Origin of the sequence: Vibrio pomeroyi, from assembly GCF_024347595.1 — a bacterium.
Classification (GTDB): Bacteria; Pseudomonadota; Gammaproteobacteria; order Enterobacterales; family Vibrionaceae; genus Vibrio; species Vibrio pomeroyi.
This window is the reverse complement of sequence record NZ_AP025506.1, coordinates 2,925,363-2,944,421: the sequence shown is the minus strand read 5'-3', so window position 1 is coordinate 2,944,421 and position 19,059 is coordinate 2,925,363. Positions and strand designations below refer to the sequence as shown.

The 19,059-nt window shown below is 43.4% G+C and carries 15 protein-coding genes and 1 pseudogene; 11 read left to right on the top strand and 5 right to left on the bottom strand.

Going from position 1 to position 19,059, the window contains the following annotated elements:
- Positions 1–2 precede the first annotated feature (2 nt).
- From OCV12_RS12830 to OCV12_RS12795, 8 genes and pseudogenes are all read left to right on the top strand, one after another.
- Positions 3–1,268, top strand: coding sequence for a Tad domain-containing protein (locus OCV12_RS12830; RefSeq protein ID WP_261884818.1), 1,266 nt, complete (start codon positions 3–5; stop codon positions 1,266–1,268).
- A gap of 2 nt (positions 1,269–1,270) precedes the next feature.
- A complete protein-coding gene (locus OCV12_RS12825) occupies positions 1,271–1,699 on the top strand; it encodes a TadE/TadG family type IV pilus assembly protein (RefSeq protein WP_261884817.1) in 429 nt (142 codons plus the stop codon).
- Positions 1,699–2,199 carry a TadE/TadG family type IV pilus assembly protein gene (locus OCV12_RS12820; RefSeq protein ID WP_261884816.1) on the top strand — a complete coding sequence of 167 codons (501 nt, stop codon included), beginning with the start codon at positions 1,699–1,701 and terminating at the stop codon, positions 2,197–2,199. The genes OCV12_RS12825 and OCV12_RS12820 overlap by 1 nt, the downstream gene beginning before the upstream one ends.
- A gap of 1 nt (position 2,200) precedes the next feature.
- A complete protein-coding gene (locus tag OCV12_RS12815; RefSeq protein ID WP_239848347.1) occupies positions 2,201–3,415 on the top strand; it encodes an AAA family ATPase in 1,215 nt (404 codons plus the stop codon).
- 174 nt (positions 3,416–3,589) lie between these two features.
- Positions 3,590–4,900: pseudogene (locus OCV12_RS12810) on the top strand (CpaF family protein); the annotation flags it as partial.
- Between the two features lie 10 nt (positions 4,901–4,910).
- On the top strand, positions 4,911–5,876 hold the full coding sequence (locus OCV12_RS12805; protein ID WP_261884815.1) for a type II secretion system F family protein: 966 nt from the start codon (positions 4,911–4,913) through the stop codon (positions 5,874–5,876).
- A 3-nt stretch (positions 5,877–5,879) separates the two neighbouring features.
- A complete protein-coding gene (locus tag OCV12_RS12800; protein ID WP_261884814.1) occupies positions 5,880–6,851 on the top strand; it encodes a type II secretion system F family protein in 972 nt (323 codons plus the stop codon).
- A complete protein-coding gene (locus tag OCV12_RS12795; protein WP_261884813.1) occupies positions 6,848–7,864 on the top strand; it encodes a tetratricopeptide repeat protein in 1,017 nt (338 codons plus the stop codon). Before OCV12_RS12800 ends, OCV12_RS12795 begins: the two co-directional genes overlap by 4 nt.
- A 100-nt stretch (positions 7,865–7,964) precedes the next feature.
- Here OCV12_RS12795 and chrA read toward each other — a convergent pair whose 3' ends face one another.
- Positions 7,965–9,110 (bottom strand): chromate efflux transporter, encoded by a 1,146-nt coding sequence (chrA, locus tag OCV12_RS12790; RefSeq protein WP_261884812.1) that lies wholly within the window; start codon positions 9,108–9,110, stop codon positions 7,965–7,967.
- Positions 9,111–9,211: 101 nt separating this feature from the next.
- Here chrA and OCV12_RS12785 point away from each other — a divergent pair, with 101 nt between their 5' ends.
- Positions 9,212–10,141 carry a LysR family transcriptional regulator gene (locus OCV12_RS12785; protein ID WP_261884811.1) on the top strand — a complete coding sequence of 310 codons (930 nt, stop codon included), beginning with the start codon at positions 9,212–9,214 and terminating at the stop codon, positions 10,139–10,141.
- On the opposite strand, the gene OCV12_RS12780 is transcribed toward OCV12_RS12785, so the two are convergent.
- Together OCV12_RS12780 and OCV12_RS12775 are read right to left on the bottom strand one after the other, a co-directional pair.
- On the bottom strand, positions 10,128–11,249 hold the full coding sequence (locus OCV12_RS12780; protein ID WP_261884810.1) for a phosphatase PAP2 family protein: 1,122 nt from the start codon (positions 11,247–11,249) through the stop codon (positions 10,128–10,130). The two genes, OCV12_RS12785 and OCV12_RS12780, sit on opposite strands and share 14 nt — an antisense overlap.
- Before the next feature lie 274 nt (positions 11,250–11,523).
- Complete coding sequence (locus tag OCV12_RS12775) at positions 11,524–12,597, bottom strand: LacI family DNA-binding transcriptional regulator (protein WP_261884809.1); 1,074 nt, start codon at positions 12,595–12,597, stop codon at positions 11,524–11,526.
- A 248-nt stretch (positions 12,598–12,845) separates the two neighbouring features.
- Here OCV12_RS12775 and OCV12_RS12770 point away from each other — a divergent pair, with 248 nt between their 5' ends.
- Positions 12,846–14,969, top strand: coding sequence for an alpha-galactosidase (locus tag OCV12_RS12770; protein WP_261884808.1), 2,124 nt, complete (start codon positions 12,846–12,848; stop codon positions 14,967–14,969).
- Positions 14,970–15,071: 102 nt separating this feature from the next.
- A complete protein-coding gene (locus tag OCV12_RS12765; protein WP_261884807.1) occupies positions 15,072–16,769 on the top strand; it encodes a solute:sodium symporter family transporter in 1,698 nt (565 codons plus the stop codon).
- Between the two features lie 191 nt (positions 16,770–16,960).
- On the opposite strand, the gene OCV12_RS12760 is transcribed toward OCV12_RS12765, so the two are convergent.
- Together OCV12_RS12760 and OCV12_RS12755 are read right to left on the bottom strand one after the other, a co-directional pair.
- On the bottom strand, positions 16,961–17,263 hold the full coding sequence (locus OCV12_RS12760) for a DUF1330 domain-containing protein (RefSeq protein WP_017632557.1): 303 nt from the start codon (positions 17,261–17,263) through the stop codon (positions 16,961–16,963).
- 374 nt (positions 17,264–17,637) lie between these two features.
- The gene (locus tag OCV12_RS12755; RefSeq protein WP_261884806.1) at positions 17,638–18,978 is read right to left on the bottom strand and encodes an MATE family efflux transporter; all 1,341 of its coding nucleotides are present in this window, start codon (positions 18,976–18,978) and stop codon (positions 17,638–17,640) included.
- Positions 18,979–19,059 lie beyond the last annotated feature (81 nt).

The following is a 19,059-nucleotide window of genomic DNA, read 5'->3' as shown; positions in this document are numbered from 1 at the left end:
TTATGTTGTATCAAGTATCAAAAATGCCTAAAAAACAGAGCGGGTTGGTAGTCATCTTTGTGACCATTGCCCTGTTAGTTTTTCTAGCCGTATCAGCTTTAGCTGTGGATATAAACCATATGCTAGTGAATAAAACTCGCCTACAGAATGCGGTTGATTCAGCGGCGTTAGCGGCAGCGACGATTTTGGATAACAGTAAAGATCAAACCGCGGTATCTGCTGAAGTTACATCAACATTGAATGCCATGGCTGGATCTTCTGGTAATCATGAATTTGATTTCTCGACGGCTGTGGTTAGCGTTGAATATTCTAATGATCCTCAAAGCTTTGCGGGGACACCTACGTTTGGTGTTGATGATGATGTATATGTTCGAGTTAATGTCAGCTCATTAGATATGGATGAATTTTTTATTCAGATGTTCGGTTTAGAGAAAAGCGTATCGGCAACGGCGGTTGCAGGACCAAGTTCAGGGCTGCAAGTCGTGAATAATATTGTGCCTATAGGAGTGTGTGTTGGTGACGGGACTTCAGATAACGATATTAACGAAGATGGTTATGATGATGCTACCGGAGAGGCAATTACCAATGTCTTTGGTTATGAGGTAGGCGCAGTTCATGCTTTAAAAGTGGGCGATAAAAAACTGTCTCAAATGGGAAATGGTAATTATCACTTACTGGATTTTGGATCTGGAGGAAGCACGGTAAAAGAAGCCTTAGCTGGTTACTATGATTACTCCGTCGCTATTGGAGATAGTGTTACTACGAAGCCTGGGGGAACGGTTGGTCCTACAGCTGATGGTTTAAATACTCGTTTTGGTGATTATGGTGGCGGCTTATCAAGTTCAGATTACCCATCTGATTATGTAACTACTGAGCCCAGTTCTGAAATTAAGATAGACAGTAAAACGGGTGATATTGATTTTGATGGCTCTTACACCTATTCCCAATATGAGGCCGACACCAACGCATGTATAGCAAATATGGGCTCTGGCTGTGTGTCTGATGGTACAGCATGGCGACGTATTCTTCCTGTTCCTATGGTTGATTGCTCAGGTAAAAGTGGTGGAGTAACCAGTTTTACCGTTCAGAAAATAGGGTGCTTCTTCTTATTGCAAAAGGCGCCAACTAACAATTCAGGTACTCCGGCAGTATTTGGTGAATTTATACATTCTTGCAGTGTTGTTGGCGGTTCAGGTGGGGCTGAGTCATCAACTGAAGGACCTTACAAAATTGTTTTGTATAAAGACCCAGATGGAGGAGGCTCTTAGTTATGGGTAACAACTTAAGAAAACAACAAGGCCTCGCTGCAATTGAAATGTTGATTGCGACACCGGTATTACTGTTTTTCTTGGTGTTGGTTCTTGAACTGGGAAACATCCTAATTCACTACAATATCATCTCAAAATCGGTTCAAAACGGGGTTCGTTATGCTGTGAGTGAGGTTTACGGAACAAAGGGTGGGACATTGGCTCCTACTGCGGAAATTCAAAATATTGTGGTTTACGGTAAGAACACTGCAGGTACGGCCATACTTTCTAGTCTTGCTACTTCTGACGTAGTTGTCACTCCTCCTTCAGCAGACAGTTATGTGAGAGTAACGGTTAATTACGATTATGTTCCTCACTTTTTATCGATTCCATTTTCATCTGAAAGCTTAGCTGTCCCCTTGAGTGTGTCGTCAGTTATGAGGGTTTTCTGATGAAGTCAATCAAGAAGCATAACGGCTTAGCCATTATCGAGTTTACGATAGTTTCTTGGTTGGTTTTCTTGCTGATTTTTCTGATTTTGGCTTTGGGGGCTTATGTATTCTCACTCCAGATTGTTAACGAGGCGACGAGAAAAGCGGCAAGGCTAGCGACCGTTTGTTACGTCTTAGATCGCGATAATATTGCGGAGATTGTTGTAGAAGACATTCCACTACTGGGGTTTAGCGACAGCAACTTGGAGGTGGCGTACTTGGATGCTACTGGCGCTGAAATTACCTCTGATTTCGAAGCCAATTTTAGTGCAATTAAGTTTGTACGAGCAAGAGCGACAGGCTATGGCATTCAGTTGATCAGCAACCTCAGCTTTTTAGGGACAAATGGGTTTCTTGCGGCACCTGCGTTTGAGACGATTTTACCCGCTGAGAATTTAGGTGTAATTAAAGCCAATACAAATACTAGGACAAGATGTCCGGAACAAATACAGGGTGGGTAATATGGGCGAAGCAATTGATATTTTACCGAATGAAGACGATGCGATTCGCCTTAAAACCAACTTGAATGTGTGGCTCATTTATAACAATGAGAATTTTCATTCTCACATGAGACAGCAGTTGAAACGCTGCCGAAATGTTCACATCGAGTCATTTTCTTTGCTTGGGATGACGGAAGAATACGTAAAAAATATTGATGCGCCCGATTTGATTTTTGTCGAAGCCAGTGGTGGTTGGGCTCAGAAAATGGTCGACCTACAAAGCTACAATCTGCAGTTAGAAGAGCATGATTTATCTTTGGTTGTGTTTGGTGATGAGAATGACAACGGGTCGTTAAAAATAGCATTAAGACTTGGGGCTTCAGATTTCCTATCTCACGATATTTCTATTTCTGGTCTTCTGCCGCTACTCAAGAAAACGGCGGCAGAGAAAATTGAAAACTCGAGTTATGGAGAAGTGTTCCTATTTATCAACACCAAAGGTGGAATGGGAGCAACAACCTTGGCGCTCAATACGGCCGTAGAAATAGCCAGTTATCATCCAGATGAAGTGCTTTTACTTGATATAGACCTTCAATTTGGTGTTATCCCTGAATATTTAAATATCACACCAACTTACAGCATCTCAGATGCCATCGATAGCTCCAATGACTTGGATGAGATGTCTTTGGGAAGCTTGGTGAACAAGCACTCGTCAGGATTACACGTCTTAAGCTTCAAGCATGAAAATAACGCGGATGATTATGAACACGCGCAGAAAATTGGGCGGTTATTACCTGTATTACGTCGCTTCTATCGCTACATTATTATCGATTTCTCTCGAGGGCTAGATCATATTTTTGCATCGGCTATCTCTCCTGCGACTAAGGTGCTACTGGTTGCTCAGCAAACCTTAGTGTCTGTCAAAAATAGTAACCGATTGGTAAGAACTCTGAAATTTGAGTATGGGTTACAACAAGACGCAATCGAGATCATTGTAAATCGCTATGAGAAACGACAAACCATTAAGTTATCGGATATAGAACAAACCGTTGGAAAGCACGATATCCATTTAATGCCCAACGATTTTAAAGTGGCACTAGAGAGCGCCAATTTAGGACTGCCTTTGGTTGAGTCAAAGAAGAAGAGTTCGATTACGCGCTCGATCATCGATTTGTCTCATATCCTTTCTCCTCCCGAGCAGGAAGAGAAAGGCTGGCTCAAAAAGATATTTTCATAGGTTGTTTGTTTTAAGCATAGGTGAGGGATCGGTATGTTTTTTAAACGGAAAAATATAAACCCTGAGTTTGAAAAAAAAGTAGAACAATTTTCACAACAAGAAAGTGATAACACCGCGGCTTTTCCTATGGGTGTTGTTAATGAATCGACTGCTCCGCAAGGCTTAGATGCCAATGAGGAGCAGGAAAAATCAGTCAATGAAGCCAGAAAAGTCTTAGAGCAAGAGCTTTCTATTAAGCATTATTTTCATAAGCAGTTGCTCGAAACACTCGACCTTGGCTTGCTTTCGAGCCTTGATAAAGAACGTGCCAAGGTTGATCTTCATGAAGCCATTGTTCAATTAATGGCTGACGATCAAAGTCATGCTCTGAGTGCCGAGGGTCGGAAGAGAGTTATCAAGCAAATCGAAGATGAAGTTTTTGGTTTGGGGCCATTAGAACCGTTATTGGCAGATAAAACGGTATCCGATATTTTGGTGAACGGGCCTAAAAATGTGTTCGTTGAGCGTGGCGGTAAATTAGAAAAAACACCTTACACTTTTTTAGATGACCGACATCTTAGAAACATCATAGATCGCATTGTTAGCCAAGTTGGGCGTCGAATTGATGAAGCGTCGCCAATGGTTGATGCTCGATTAGTTGATGGTTCACGGGTTAATGCGATTATCCCTCCTCTGGCTTTAGATGGCCCATCAGTATCAATACGACGCTTTGCAGTCGATAGCTTAACGATGGACAACTTATTGGAATATAAGTCTGCGTCCCCACAGATGGCTAAGTTTGTTGAAGCCGCTGTAAAAGGTGAACTTAATATCTTGATTTCAGGTGGTACCGGGTCAGGAAAAACCACGACACTGAATATCTTTTCTGGTTTTATTCCTCGAGATCAACGAATCATTACGATTGAAGATTCCGCCGAACTCCAACTTCAACAGCCCCACGTTATTCGTTTAGAAACTCGCCCTGCAAACCTTGAAGGTAAAGGTGAGATCAGTCAGCGAGAGCTCGTCAAAAACACCTTACGTATGCGACCTGACCGTATTGTTGTTGGGGAGGTGCGTGGTAGTGAAGCGGTGGATATGCTAGCGGCGATGAACACGGGTCATGATGGTTCATTGGCAACTATTCACGCTAATACACCAAGAGATGCACTCAGTCGTGTCGAAAACATGTTCTCGATGGCTGGCTGGAATATTTCAACGAAAAACCTCAGAGCACAGATAGCTTCTGCGATTCATTTGGTGGTTCAAATGGAGCGCCAAGAAGATGGTAAGCGTCGCATGGTCAGTATCCAAGAGATCAATGGGATGGAAGGAGAGATGATTACCATGTCTGAGATCTTCCACTTCCAGCGTCAAGGTGTAGATGAGCATGGCAACATCTTAGGTTACTACACAGCAACAGGTGTGGTACCTCAGTCTCATGACCAGTTAGTTAAGCGCGGTCTTGACCTGCCGTTTGAGCTCTTTACTGAGTCACATAGCTGAGGAGCCGATTATGGATAATGTAACGGTATCGTTGGCCCTTTTGTTTGTCGCAGTGTTGTTTATCTCACAGGCCTTGTTATTGCCTGCTGCTGGTAAGAAAGCCAAGCACAAAGAGCTATCTCGTCGTTTAAAAGAGACGCAGAGGAATATCGATGAGGAGAGCTTGTCGCTCTTAAAAGAACATTACAACAAAGAGTTATCACCGCTCGATCGAAAATTGATCGTTATTCCTTTCTTTGCTGACCTGAAACGCATGCTTGAGTTAGCAGGCCTTAAACTCACATTGAGTCGTTTCTTGTTGATTGTATTTTTATGTGGAACGCTACTGGTTCTGATCGCTCTGGTTTTTAATCAGGTGTGGTTCATTTGTGTTGCCGCTTTTGTCTTTGTTTGGGTCATCGCTTATCTGTTTGTACAAAATAGAGTGACCTACAGAATGGCAAGATTTGAAGAACAGCTACCAGAAGCCTTGGATATTATCAGAAGGGCCTTACAAGCCGGCCAACCACTGGTTCAGTCTTTCAATGAGGTAGGCGAAGAGATGCCTGAGCCTATAGGGGTCGAATTTAAAAATACCTATAACTTACTCAACTATGGCTACGATTTAAGACTCGCTATTTTACAAATGTCAGAAAGGGTGCCGACCGTTTCAATGTTGGCTTTTTCCAGTGCGGTTATGCTGCAGAAAGAAACCGGGGGGAATCTCTCTGAGAACCTACAAAAAGTATCTGAAGTATTAAGAGCCCGCTTTAAATTAGAAAGGAAAGTTAAAACCCTTTCTGCCGAGAGTCGACTTTCAGCTTGGATACTGACTCTGTCTCCGTTTGCCCTTTTTTTCGGTCTTAAATTCGTAAACCCCGAATATATCGAACCTTTGTACAGTGACCCGAGAGGAATATCGATGGTCAGTGTTGGTGTGATTTTATTGGCTATTGGGGCCTTGTGGATAAGAAAAATCATAAATATCGAGATATAGATTATGGAATTCTTTGATTTGGAAGTATGGAAACAAGCACTCTCTGAGATCGGTATCAGCAGTCAAACCTTGCTGTATGGAATGATTCTGCTCACCACGATGTTACTTACTCTGACTTTAGGTTTTTTGTTTGTTGGTTCACGTTCGCCGTTGGAAAAAAAGTTAAAGCAGATCTCTGGGGGCAACCAAACGGGTAGCCGAAAACCTTATGATTTTACTAATACTTTGGAGTCTTTAACGCCATTTATTGGGAGAGGAAACACAAAGGACAACGAAACGTATTCCGAAAAATTAATGCATGCGGGATACCATGAAAAAAGTGCACTCTCGGTGTTTTACGCACTCAAAGTGCTTTCAGCATTAATAGGGTTTGTTTGTGCATTCGTTGTGTTTTATCTAGCCATTGGTGACAGTTACAACAATTTATTGATTGTGACTTGTATCTTTGTCGGTACGTTTTTACCTAACTTTGTGTTGAATAAAATGCAAAAAGAGAGACAAAGAAAAATTAGAAATGGGGTGCCGGATGCACTTGACCTACTTGTTGTGTGTACTGAATCAGGCCTTGGTTTTAATGCTGCTCTAGGGCGTGTTGCTAATGAGCTCTACATTTCTCAACCTGAACTTGCCGATGAACTAGATACGGTATTTGCCAAAATCCAAGCGGGTGTCACTATGCCAGATGCCCTTAGTCAACTGGTGGAGCGGACAGGACTTCGTGAGCTAGAAGGGCTTGTGTCTTTGCTTTCACATGCTTCAAGAATGGGCGGCAGTTTGGCGCAAACCTTACGTGATTACACCGAAGATTTCCGAGATAAACGCCAACAAGCTGCGGAAGAAATCGCAGCAAAAATTCCTACTAAAATGCTATTTCCTATGTTGTTGTTCATTTGGCCTTGCTTCTTTATCGTAGCTCTTGGGCCTGGGATGATGATTGTAATGGATGCACTGACATCTCCAGGAGCGAGTTTATGATACGAATGAATAGAATGGTTTTACTTATACTGCCGCTATTGATTCTCGGGTGTGCATCGTCTGATGAACCTACTAATCAGTTTGATGCCGAGCTGTATTCGGGCAAGCCAATAGATACATTAACCAGTGACGATCCACCCGTTAGTGAAAAAGAAGCCATCATGCGAGGTGATGTGGCATTAAGAGACAACAACATCGATTTAGCTCTCTATGAATACATCCGATCTCTGTCTTTTCCTGAACAAGAGTTTCACGATAAAACGCTCTTTACTATCGGTCGAATTCACTCATCAAGAGGCAATTATGCTCTCGCTGAAAAAGCGTATCTCGCTGCACTAGATTTTAACCCTGCACATACTGAAGTCTTAGAGCAATTAGGTGTTTTATATACCAAACAGCGTCGCACAGACGAAGGTCGCAGCTATTTCTTTAAAGCCGTTAATGCAGACCAAGTTCGTTTAAAAAGCAGTGAAACGACGAAAAATTACCAAGCATTAAGCCAAAGTGAAGTCGCTGGTTTGAAGGTTGATAGTATGTCTCCAGCATTGGCTTACATGGGGATTGGTGTGCTGGAAGATGTTGAAGGTAAACATCAGATCGCCCAAGAATATTTTAAGAAATCGCTGACTATCGATAAGACTTCGGTAAAAGCATTATTGAACATGGGCTATTCCCACTACATGTATGGTAACTACAAAGAAGCGTATCAGTACACGCGTTCGGCGTTAGAGATAGAACCTAACAACGAGAAAGCTCAAAACAACCTTGCACTTATCTATCTAGCATCAGGTGATGTGAAAAAGGCGATCAATGTTTTCATGCGCCATATGGATGCACCGGAAGCTCTCAACAATGTTGGGTACTTTCTGATCATTCAAGGAAGACCTGATGAAGCGATTCCCTATCTTCAACAAGCCATCGATAAAAAACCTTCTTACTACAAAATTGCCAATGAAAACCTAAATAGAGCGTTGGCAGAGGTAAGGGAAATGAAAGCAAGCACTCCCATATAACGCTTCTATCAAGTTAAACCATTATAAAGAAGATAGCCCCTGATGAGTTTCATTATCAGGGGCTATTATTTGTTAGTCAGTTTGGTATTTAAGCGCTTAATTACAAGTAGTTAAGAATTACACCTGCCGCGATAAAGGTACCAACTAACCCTACAATCGGCATCTTCATTGTTTTCAATAGCCACACACCAATAATGATCAGAGCGAAGTCTATGCCGCTGCTCACTGCGCTTGTGAAGATAGGTTGATACAGGGCTGCAAGTAGTAGACCTACAACTGCCGCATTCACACCAGTAAGAGCGCCAGCTACCAGAGGTTTGCTCGCAATTGCTTGCCAGTTTTTCAGTACACCTAGTAGTAATAAGAAGCCCGGTAAGAACACAGCAATCGTCGCTAACAGTGCGCCTGTGATCGGTGCTGATGGCATCAATACATAACCTAAGTAAGTCGCGAGTGTAAACATAGGCCCTGGTACTGCCTGTGCTGCTGCATATCCAGTAAGGAAGGCATCTTGCGATAGTTGGTCGCCAATACCATTTTGTAGCAATGGGAGTACCACATGGCCGCCACCGAATACTAAGCTGCCCGCTTGGTAGAACAAACCAAAGACTTCAATACCTTGAGAGTATGCACTGAACAGAGGAAGGCCAACCAAAAGCGCTACGAAAATAATGAGCGGTGTTATGGATATCTTGTGTGTCGATGGAACCGTCTTTAGCTCTTGTGAAGTCAAAAACGTGCTGCCAATGATAGCTGCAAACAGAAGTACGAAGATTTGCGGCCAGATCCCTGGAACTAACAGCAGGACAATCGCTGTCATCACACACAAGGCGGTCGCTATCTTTGATTGGCAAAAGTTTTTGTACATGCCGAACGTTGCATCAGCTACAACCACAACTGCGAGTAGCTTTAGTCCGTGGATGATTGAGTTGAACAACGGTGCTTCCAATAGTTGGTTGCTCACTAAAGCCAATATCAGCATAAGAATGACCGATGGGGATGTGAAGCCGATAAAAGCGGCAATCGCACCAGTTAAGCCACCTTTCTTGTAGCCAACTGCAAAGCCAACTTGGCTTGAGCCTGGACCCGGTAGGAACTGACTGAGAGCAACAATTTGCCCGTACTCTTCATCAGATAGCCAATTAAGCTTCTCAACAAAGGTTTTACGGAAGTAGCCGATGTGTGCAGCTGGCCCACCAAAGCTAATCCAGCCAAGCCAGAAAAAGGTTTTAAAAATTGAAAGCATGATCGATTCCAGATAAATGTTTAGCGTAATTTAGGTGGAGTTGAACTATGATTCAAATTAATTGTTTTAATTATAACTATTAATGAAATGGGTTATGATACATGGCTGATTTTAACTGGAAAGGAATCGATCTTAACTTACTGATTGCACTGCAGGCGCTGTATAAAACCAACAGTGTCAGCAAGGCTGCTGAGCGTTGTTATGTCAGTCAATCTGCGATGAGTCATAGCCTACAACGATTGCGAAAGCTGTTCGATGACCCTTTATTTGAGCGTGTTGGTAGCAAGATGGAAGCAACCGACAGAGCGATTGAATTATCAAGCACTGTTGAGGCTCTGCTTAATACCATTCAATCAGAAGTTCTTTTATCCAAAAGGTTTGAAGTTGATAATTATAAAGGCAGTTGGAAGATTGGGCTTACCGATTACGCAGAACAGATGTTTGGGCCAATGATATTCGACTTTATCAAACAAGCGTCGCCAAGCTCTCAAGTTGCGTTTTTCAACGTTAATCGAACCAATTACCAGCAGGTATTCGAAGAGGCAAAGCTAGATATTGCAATAGGTAGTTTCGGTGAGGCTCCTAAATTGTATGGTATTGAACACCTCTACACTGAGCAGCATGTCTGCTTGCTTGATGAATCGGTTATGGATGTAGACCTTCCGATGTCACTAAAATCGTTTGTCTCTGTAGAGCATGCCTTGGTGTCGCCTAACGGATCGCTAGAAACAGCAGTTGATATTAAACTTGCGGAGTTGGGCTACACAAGAAAAGTGGCAATTGCATCGAGTAACTTCTTAACGGTTAAACGGTTGATCAGTGGAAGAAAGCTATTGTGCATTGTGCCTAAGCTAGTTGCTAGAAATGCCCCTAATGTAGATAGTTCATTGATAGCAGTTGCTCCGCCGATAGATGTCCCAGACTTCGATATACAGCTTGTTTATCGCAAGGGAAAACAATTGGACGACAAGAATACTCATTTGAGAAAGATAATTTCTCAAGCGGTGGAGATTGTTATTACTGCCGAGTAATTGAGGGCGCGTTCTTTCGGAGTAAGTAACCGATCAAGTGCCAGAGAGCAACAACAAGTATTGCGCCGAAATAGCCATCTATTGCGTAATGCCATGCCAAATGTACTGAACCAACCTGAATAAAAAACGCATAAATCCAAGCTAAGTAACCAAGTTTTCTGCTTAGTCTGAATGATGCCATCGCAATCAGCACAGATATTGTTACATGCATACTCGGCATGGCTGATATGCCCGTTCCTATATCACCAACACCCCCAACATAACTGGCCCACAGCGCATCTTGGGTACTCAGTGCCCACAAAGACATCATGCCATGTTCTGTGAGTTCAGCGCTTTGCATGTCTAGTCTTTGCATTAAAGGGAGGTATAAATCTTGATGGTTGAAATGGCTAATAAAAACAGGGCCTGCCGATGAAAGTAGGGTGGCCATAATGTTCCCGATGATAAACCATGAACTTAAAAATGTGAGCAAAAACTGGTTACGAAGTTGGTCATCTTTTCGATGAATTACAAAGTAAAGTAGCATCCCCCACATGATAAAAAACCATAAGTTATACAAGATATTGATGGTGAGTGAAGCTATTGCATTAGGCAGGAAAAAGTGGGTAATTTCCCAAGGTGAAATGCCAAAGTGTAGCCATTTATCTAGATGATAGAAATCGAGATCTAAAAAGTATGGATTAAGGTAAGGGATTACCGATTTTAGGAAGGTGTAGCTAGAGAATGAGATATTCAAAACGAGCATCAACAGAACAAAATAGATCGGCTTTGATACAGGAAACAACAACGTTTTTATCTTGTTGATAAACTGTTTTGTCGGTCTTTTTTCTCGATTAAACAACAGGTAGCAGTAGTAGTATGTTGCCCATAATATAAAGGTGACATAGCAGACTGTCGCCAAAATCTCTAAGTAGGTATAGATGTTGTACCGAACTTCGTGAGGTACGAAATAATTTACAATCAGTGTTACCGGAGTTGTGAATGCAATATAATACAAAATCAGTTTGTTTCTTCTGAATTCATGAAGTAAAGACGATAACAAGCTTGATTTATCTTTTTGAGGAACGGGTTTAGCGGTTGTCGTCTCTGGATCCATATAACCCTTCATCAAGATTTCCTATCATGATTAAAGGTTAGTTCATTTAAGCTGCTTTGCTACTTTAGCTTTATTCGCTTTAGCAAAAATAAACGAAATAATTCCTTCCATTTTTCACAACCCGACTATACTTAATTTACGACTCAAAGCAGTCGTAAAGAATAGGCTTTTTGATTTACCTAAGTAAAAAAATTGGTTATATCCCCATGATATAGCTCAAAAACCTACCAGGCTAAACGGACTTAGTTGGTCTTAAAGCGCTAGCTCCCCCTAGCGCTTTTTCTTTTCATCTAGATTCAGGCAGAAGGGTTTGAATCCGTTGCAGCAGTCGCTCTATCTCTTGTTTCTCATAATGAGTAGCCACCTTAGGTTGGCTGCTTTCTCTTGTGAGTAATGAAGTTACGATATGGTGCTGTAGCAAAGCATCTTGTGAATTAGCGTTGAGCTTCTCTGCAAGTACCACAGCTTGTCGACCAATCGTGGTGAAGTCCTGTTTGATGGTGGTCAATGGTGGGTTAAAGAAAGCGCTGTCTTCGATGCCATCAAAACCGACGACTGCGACCTTGTCAGGCACTGGAATTTGCAGTTCTTGCAGGGCGCGTAATACTCCTAATGCCATCTGATCGCTTGCCACCAACACAGCATCAAATGTTGCTTGCTTTGCGACAGCATCGCGAACACCAAGGTAACCACTTTCTGCTTGCCAGTTCCCTTGGTGTTGATACTGCACTTTGCAATCGGTATCTGATAACGCTGCTAACCAACTTTGATGGCGAATCTGTGAGGCACTGGATTCATTCGGACCTGTGATCAATAGGTAGTTAGTTCGCCCACTCTCTATCAGATGTTGAGCTGCAAGTTTTGCTCCTTCTGCGTGATCACCGCAAACATAGTTCACTTGGCTGTTGGAGGGGACATCAATGAAGATAAGATTTAAGTGTTGGTACTGTTCGACTAATAACTCTGCATCGTCACTTTTTAAAGGCACATTCAGAATGATGCTGTCGACCTGTTGAGCCATTAATTCACGGATAGCTTCACGCGTATTAGCGAGGTTGGGCTCTGATACAACAGAAAAAGCGATACCATAATTCAAATCATGTGCTTGCATTCGCACACCATTGGCGATCATCGCAGCGCCATGCAATGCCATATCGAGAGTCACCAACCCAACGCTGGTGGATTTAGCTCGACTGAGCATTTGCGCGCCCTTGTTTGGTACATACCCCAATTGCTTAATGGCCGCATTAACCTTGTTACGTGTTAATTCGGCGACGCTCTCTGAACCATTTGTCACTCGAGAAACGGTTTGGGTAGAGACACCCGCTAACTTTGCGACATCTTTAAAGGTGACACTCATTATTCTGCTCATCAGACTTTTACAATGAAATAAGCCTAACCAATCTTGATGAAATAAACCTTGTACACCTTCAAATAAATGTCATTTGAAACACTATTTATGTTTCCGAAAACAGTCGATCTTGTGCAAATTTTCATAAGGAATAACTGCTTTTAGATCACGTTATTTGTTCGATTTAGTATTAATTATAGTCTCTAGGTTCACTATTAATCTCAAGTTATGTTTACGAAAACAATATGAGATTGGCTATGAGCGAGTTTATTCATCTAACAAGTAAAAACCACAGTTTGATCATCAAATCAGGGCGTGTTCCAGAGATCCTGCACTGGGGAGCGAAGATCGCCAGCATTGATGAAGATCTGCTGTTATCAACTGAGAGACCGATTTCTCAAGCGCGCCTTGATGTCGATGTGCCACTTTCTCTATGTCCTGAACTGGGCAGTGGTCACTTTAACGCGCCGGGCGTTGAAGGGCATCGTGATGGCTTGGATTGGGCGCCTGTATTCAATACCACGCGTGTTGAAGCTGGTACGACAGACGGTGAAGCTAACGTGCAGCAAGCGACATTTATTCTTGAAGACACGGTAGCCAAGCTTGAACTGACCGTCGAAATTAAGCTTGAATACCAATCTGATGTGGTTCAAAAGCGTGTCACGATTACCAATAAAGGCGACAGTAAATACTACCTCAACAAATTGTCCTCAACACTGCCACTTCCGAATCATGCTAATGAGCTGATGACGTTCCATGGTCGTTGGTGTCATGAATTCCAAACACAGCGTCAGCGCTTTGAGCACGGTGGTTTCATGCAAGAGAACCGCCGCGGTCGAACTTCTCATGAAAACTTTCCGGGTATGTTTGCCGGCACTCAAGGCTTCTCTGAGCAGCAAGGCTTGGTGTGGGGCTTCCATTTAGGTTGGAGTGGCAACCACCAAATGCGTGCTGACGTTCGTAGTGATGGTCGTCGTTTTGTGCAAGCTGGCGAGTTATTGCTAGCGGGCGAATCCATTCTTGAACCTCAAGCAAGCTATCAAACACCTTGGCTATTTGGCTGTTACAGCAATTCAGGGCTGAATGGTATCGCTCAGCGTTTTCAGCAATTTGTTCGCGATAACATCATCAACTTTCCAACCGATAAGCCACGTCCTGTTCACTTAAATACTTGGGAAGGGATCTACTTCGATCATAAACCTGAATACATCATGCAGATGGCGACGGAAGCCGGTGTGATGGGCGTTGAGCGTTTCATTATTGATGATGGTTGGTTCGTTGGGCGTGACGGTGAACGTGCAGCGCTGGGGGACTGGTATCTTGATGAAGCGAAATACCCGAATGGTTTAGAGCCTGTTATTGACCATGTGAACCAACAAGGTATGGAGTTTGGCCTTTGGGTTGAGCCTGAAATGGTGAGCCAAGATTCAAATCTATACCGCAACCATCCCGATTGGGTGCTTGGTTTGCAAGGTTATCATCAGCCTTCTGGTCGTTGGCAGTATGTTTTAGACCTGCAAAATTCAGAGTGCTTTGATTACCTGTTCTCACGTTTAGATGATCTGCTCACTCGCTACAACATCACCTACCTCAAGTGGGACATGAACCGCGAATTGGTTCAACCTGGCCATAATGGCAAAGCTGCAGTGCACGGTCAAACTCAGGCTTTGTATCGTTTAGTTGACCAACTTAACGAGGCACACCCAGAGGTTGAGATTGAATCTTGCTCGTCTGGTGGTGGTCGTATCGATTTTGAAATTCTTAAGCGTACCCATCGCTTTTGGGCATCGGATTGTAATGATGCGCTTGAGCGTCAAGCGATTCAAAAGGGCATGAGTTACTTCTTTCCACCAGAAGTGATGGGCGCACACATTGGCCCAGCTGAGTGCCACTCAACGAATCGTCGTCATAGTATCAATATGCGCGGTGTAACGGCATTAATGGGACACATGGGCGTTGAGCTAGACCCAGTAAAAGAGTCCCAAGAAGAGAAGCAAGCCTTCTCTCACTATATCGCTCTACATAAACAGTTCCGCCATATTCTGCACTCTGGTCGTAGCTTCCGTATGGATCCTGCGGATAAGAATCAGAACATTTATGGTGTGCAAAATGATGACGAGATGTTGATTACGGTGTGCCAATTAGCCATGCCAGATCATGCTCTGCCGTCACCCCTTCGAATCAGTTGTGTCGAAGACAACGCTCAATACAAAGTGAAGCTGGTGGAGATGCCGCAGACCAGTTTCCAACTGATGAAGCAACGCCCTCAATGGCTGGATAAAACACTGACGTTAAGCGGTGACAACCTCAAAGAAATTGGATTGACCTTACCTATTTTAGACCCGGAGTCAGCCTTAATTGTGCATCTAAAAAAGATGTGAATTGCTAACTCTGAGTACCCCTACAAATAAAAATCTAAATATAAAAATTATAATCGGCAGCGAGGTAGTGCTGCCGCAATAACTAAACGAAAGGAAAACAAAATGTCTATTACAGTTCTGCTGTCATTTTTGTTGTTTACTGGTTTTGTTGTCGCGTATACCTACAACAAAGTTAAGAACGATAAAAACACCTCACAAGATGGATTCTTTCTTGGCGGAAGAAGCCTGACCGGTGGTCTGATCGCCAGTTCACTGATCTTAACCAACCTAAGCGCTACCAGTTTTGTGGGCATGAGTGCCCAATCTTACACGCACAATATGAGTGTGATGGGATGGGAAGTCGCATCGGGTGTGACGCTGGTCATCATCGCATTGATGCTTGTTCCTCGCTATTTGAAGCAAGGCATTACCACCATTCCAGATTTCTTGGAAAGCCGCTACGACATGTCTGTGAAGAAGTTCGTGACACTGCTTTTCTTGTGCCAGTACGTTATCAATATTTTGCCGACCACACTTTACGCTGGTGCCGTTGTTCTGGGAGAAATCTTCGATGTTCAAGCCTTACTTAATATCTCTGAATTTAGCTCAATAGCGTTAATTTCGGCGACAATCGGGCTACTTGGCTTCTTTTACGCCATTTATGGCGGCCTTAAGGCTGTAGTAATCGCAGATACCATCAACGGTATCGGTCTGATTGTCGGCGGCATGATGATTCCAGTATTTGGTTTGATGGTTCTGGGTGAGGGCAGCTTTGGTGCGGGTCTAGATATTCTGCTGTATGCGGCGCCAGAGAAGCTTCAATCTGTCGGTACAGAAAGCGATCCACTGCCGTTCTCGACATTGTTCACTGGTCTACTGTTGGTGAACTTGTATTACTGGGGTACTGACCAATCGATCATCCAACGTGCATTGGGTGCTAAGAACCTAAAAGAAGGCCAGAAAGGTGTCATCCTTGCCGGTGCAATTAAGGTTATCTCTCCGCTGTTCCTGATCATTCCAGGTATTATTGCATTCCACATGTTTGGTGCTGATGCGGGCAACCCAGATACCATGTATACCCGTTTAGTTAACGAAGTATTGCCTAAACCGTTAGTTGGCTTCTTCGTTGCCGTGATGTTTGGTGCGATTCTGAGTACCTTCAACGGTGTGTTGAACAGCTCTACTACCTTGTTTGCATTGAACGTGTATAAGCCGCTGTTTGGTCAAGGTAAAACGGATGAAGAGTTGGTCGGTAAAGGACGTATCTTTGGTGTTGTGATTGCGATTATCTCTGTATGTATTGCTCCTTTCATCATGTATGCACCTGAAGGCTTGTTCCAGTACCTGCAAATGGTGGCTGGTTTCTTTAGTGTGCCAATCTTTACCATCGTATTTGTTGGTTACATCTCTAAACGTGTGCCTGCTCTAGCAGCTAAAGTAGCGCTGGTGGTGTTCGTAAGTTCTTATGCGGCAATGCAGCTAATCTTCAAAACACCGATTCACTTCCTACACCAATTGGCGATTCTGTTCGTGGTATGTACCACGCTGATGTTCATCATTGGTCACTTTATGCCTCGCGAATCTGAATACGAGATGCCAGTAAACGAAAATATCGATGTGACGCCGTGGGAGTTCCGCTTCGAGGCTTCAGCTATTATTCTTTACATGGTGCTTGGTGCTTACGTTATGTTCTCTGATGTTGGTTTTGTATCGGACGATCCAACCATCATGCAAGTTTATGGCGTGTGTGGCATTGTTATGTTGCTTGGTATTTTTGGACGACTAGCAAAACGAAAGAAGGGCGTTGAAGCGACGGTTTGATGCTCTAAGATAACTTATTAACTATCTAATTATTCGTTAATTAATAGTTGGTTGAGTGAAAAGATCATTATAGGCTAAATGCTTTAGAGCGAACAATAAAAAGCCGCACCATCACAATGATGGTGCGGCTTTTCTACTTTTGGAAATAGTCATGTTTAATCATAGCCATTAACCAAGAATTGGACTCTTGATTACGCTAGGTCGTCTTTACCTTCGATAAGCGCATGGTGGCTAACTGAACCTGCAGTGCGTGCTGCTAGGTGTGGAACATAACCAGGATCGTTCATGAAATCGACCGCAGCTTGCTTTGATGGCCACTCGATGATGATGCGAAGTGCAGGCTGTTCTGCGTCGCCTTCAAGGCGTTCGTGGCTAGAAGTACGCGCTAGGTATTTACCGCCGTATTGAGCAACCAGTTTGTTTGCAGGGCCAATGTAATCAGCAACCCATGCGTCTGTTGTTGGTGTTACTTCTAGTACTGAATAGTAAGACATAATGATGTTCTCCACGTTGTGCGCTCTGAATGAGTATGTGCACTTTAGTTATTGGTTAGCTGTCTTGCTAACGTCTTGGCTAGCGGACGAAATAATAGTAGTTCGAGTGATTCTGTTTGATAATCCCTACGATTGAATAATCTTTATATAGAAAATGTTGATAATGCTTTCCTCAGGTACACTTTCTATATTGGATTGAAGGTAATGAAGAGTAGAGGTGTGATTAGAAATAAGAGGGGATTGAACGAGTAGGGTATGGAGGCCGTACAGCTAATAAACGGGAAGGAACATCATAGGCCAAATACTATGAAAGGCAGCCCAGTAGCGATAACTGAGATGCCTAACGTGTTGTGTAGAGGATTGTTTTTATTGGATTATAAAGAGAAGCGAGTCCATTTTTTTGCTCGCCAGCGGCGAACCATGATTAACCCGCGGAACCATTCATCCATCGCGATCGCCATCCAAGCACCAAATACGCCATAACCCCAATGCACACCAAGTAGATAGCTCATTGCGACGCCAATTCCCCACATGCTAACAATGCCCATTTTCACTGGGAACTTGATGTCGCCAGCGGCTTTCAAACAAGAGATGAAGATCAGGTTAAACACGCGACCCGCTTCTAAAATAATAGAGCCTGCAATCAGAGAGGCCGTCAGCGCTAGAATTTCAGGGTCTTGTGTGAACACGTCCAGAATCTCGAAACGGAACAGATAGATCACGCAGGTAATGGTGGTCGAGGCGATAAAGCCAACCACAAAATAACGCTGCACTCGGCTGGCGATTTCATCAATCCAACCTTTGCCGATGTAGTAGCCGGTTTGAATTTGGCTGCCTTGACCAATCGCCAGTGCAAATGCAAAAGAGAGGCGAGCGATGTTTTGTGCATAGGTGAATGCTGCCAACGAAGCCGTGCCCATTTGCACGACAAAGAACATGATGGTGATCTGAGCCATGTTGTAAGACAGCACTTCTCCGGCGTTCATCGAGCCAATCTTAATGATCTTCTGGTAGATGGCTTTAGGTACCGACTTAAACTGTTTCAGTGGTAGATCAATGCTCTTACTTCTCACGACACCAATCAAGATAAACATCCCGATTACTTGGCTAATGACGGTCGCAATCGCTACGCCTTGCACGCCGTAAACCGGCAAGCCAAAAGGTTGGTAGAGTGCGCAGTAGTTGCCGAACACGTTAATAACACCCGCAATCATATTGATGACCATGGGTGATTTTGAATAGCCATGACTGCGTAGGATCGTGGTGAGCACCACACCTATCGTGACGTTAAAGGTCAGCGCACCACTGATGAACAGGTACTCTTGAGCGTATTGTTCGACTTGAGGTTCAAGTTGATAGAGCGGAATAAAGTATTCAGCGCCTAGCACAGCGAAAATACTCAGCAATACACCCGTAACAATCGCCAATATGATGCTAGCAACGCCGACCTGAGCGCTTTCTTGATCGCGAGAGGCGCCGTTATATTGGGCGATTAGAATGCCTGTACCACTGCTGACCATAGTCGATACGATGATTAGGAAAAAGGATATCTGAGAGATAACACCAACGGCAGACACGGCTTTGTCTGAGTATCCCGATAACATGAATACATCACTGGTGTTGAGTGCCGTTCTTAAAAGAACTTCGATAAAAATTGGCCAGGTGAGCGCAACGATTCCCATACGTTTGTTTAGGGTGGAATCAGCATTAGGCATTTAGGTTTTCTCAAAAAAAGGGGTAGGCGACACTATAGTTTAGCGATTATTTAGTAAACGACTATCAAATTAATGTCCGGA

What these genes read in the sequence shown, in the direction of transcription:
- OCV12_RS12830 (WP_261884818.1), top strand. Translation starts at nt 3, where the DNA reads ATGTTGTATCAAGTATCAAAAATGCCTAAAAAACAGAGCGGGTTGGTA.
- OCV12_RS12825 (WP_261884817.1), top strand. Translation starts at nt 1,271, where the DNA reads ATGGGTAACAACTTAAGAAAACAACAAGGCCTCGCTGCAATTGAAATG.
- OCV12_RS12820 (WP_261884816.1), top strand. Translation starts at nt 1,699, where the DNA reads ATGAAGTCAATCAAGAAGCATAACGGCTTAGCCATTATCGAGTTTACG.
- OCV12_RS12815 (WP_239848347.1), top strand. Translation starts at nt 2,201, where the DNA reads ATGGGCGAAGCAATTGATATTTTACCGAATGAAGACGATGCGATTCGC.
- OCV12_RS12805 (WP_261884815.1), top strand. Translation starts at nt 4,911, where the DNA reads ATGGATAATGTAACGGTATCGTTGGCCCTTTTGTTTGTCGCAGTGTTG.
- OCV12_RS12800 (WP_261884814.1), top strand. Translation starts at nt 5,880, where the DNA reads ATGGAATTCTTTGATTTGGAAGTATGGAAACAAGCACTCTCTGAGATC.
- OCV12_RS12795 (WP_261884813.1), top strand. Translation starts at nt 6,848, where the DNA reads ATGATACGAATGAATAGAATGGTTTTACTTATACTGCCGCTATTGATT.
- chrA (WP_261884812.1), bottom strand. Translation starts at nt 9,110, where the DNA reads ATGCTTTCAATTTTTAAAACCTTTTTCTGGCTTGGCTGGATTAGCTTT.
- OCV12_RS12785 (WP_261884811.1), top strand. Translation starts at nt 9,212, where the DNA reads ATGGCTGATTTTAACTGGAAAGGAATCGATCTTAACTTACTGATTGCA.
- OCV12_RS12780 (WP_261884810.1), bottom strand. Translation starts at nt 11,249, where the DNA reads ATGAAGGGTTATATGGATCCAGAGACGACAACCGCTAAACCCGTTCCT.
- OCV12_RS12775 (WP_261884809.1), bottom strand. Translation starts at nt 12,597, where the DNA reads ATGAGTGTCACCTTTAAAGATGTCGCAAAGTTAGCGGGTGTCTCTACC.
- OCV12_RS12770 (WP_261884808.1), top strand. Translation starts at nt 12,846, where the DNA reads ATGAGCGAGTTTATTCATCTAACAAGTAAAAACCACAGTTTGATCATC.
- OCV12_RS12765 (WP_261884807.1), top strand. Translation starts at nt 15,072, where the DNA reads ATGTCTATTACAGTTCTGCTGTCATTTTTGTTGTTTACTGGTTTTGTT.
- OCV12_RS12760 (WP_017632557.1), bottom strand. Translation starts at nt 17,263, where the DNA reads ATGTCTTACTATTCAGTACTAGAAGTAACACCAACAACAGACGCATGG.
- OCV12_RS12755 (WP_261884806.1), bottom strand. Translation starts at nt 18,978, where the DNA reads ATGCCTAATGCTGATTCCACCCTAAACAAACGTATGGGAATCGTTGCG.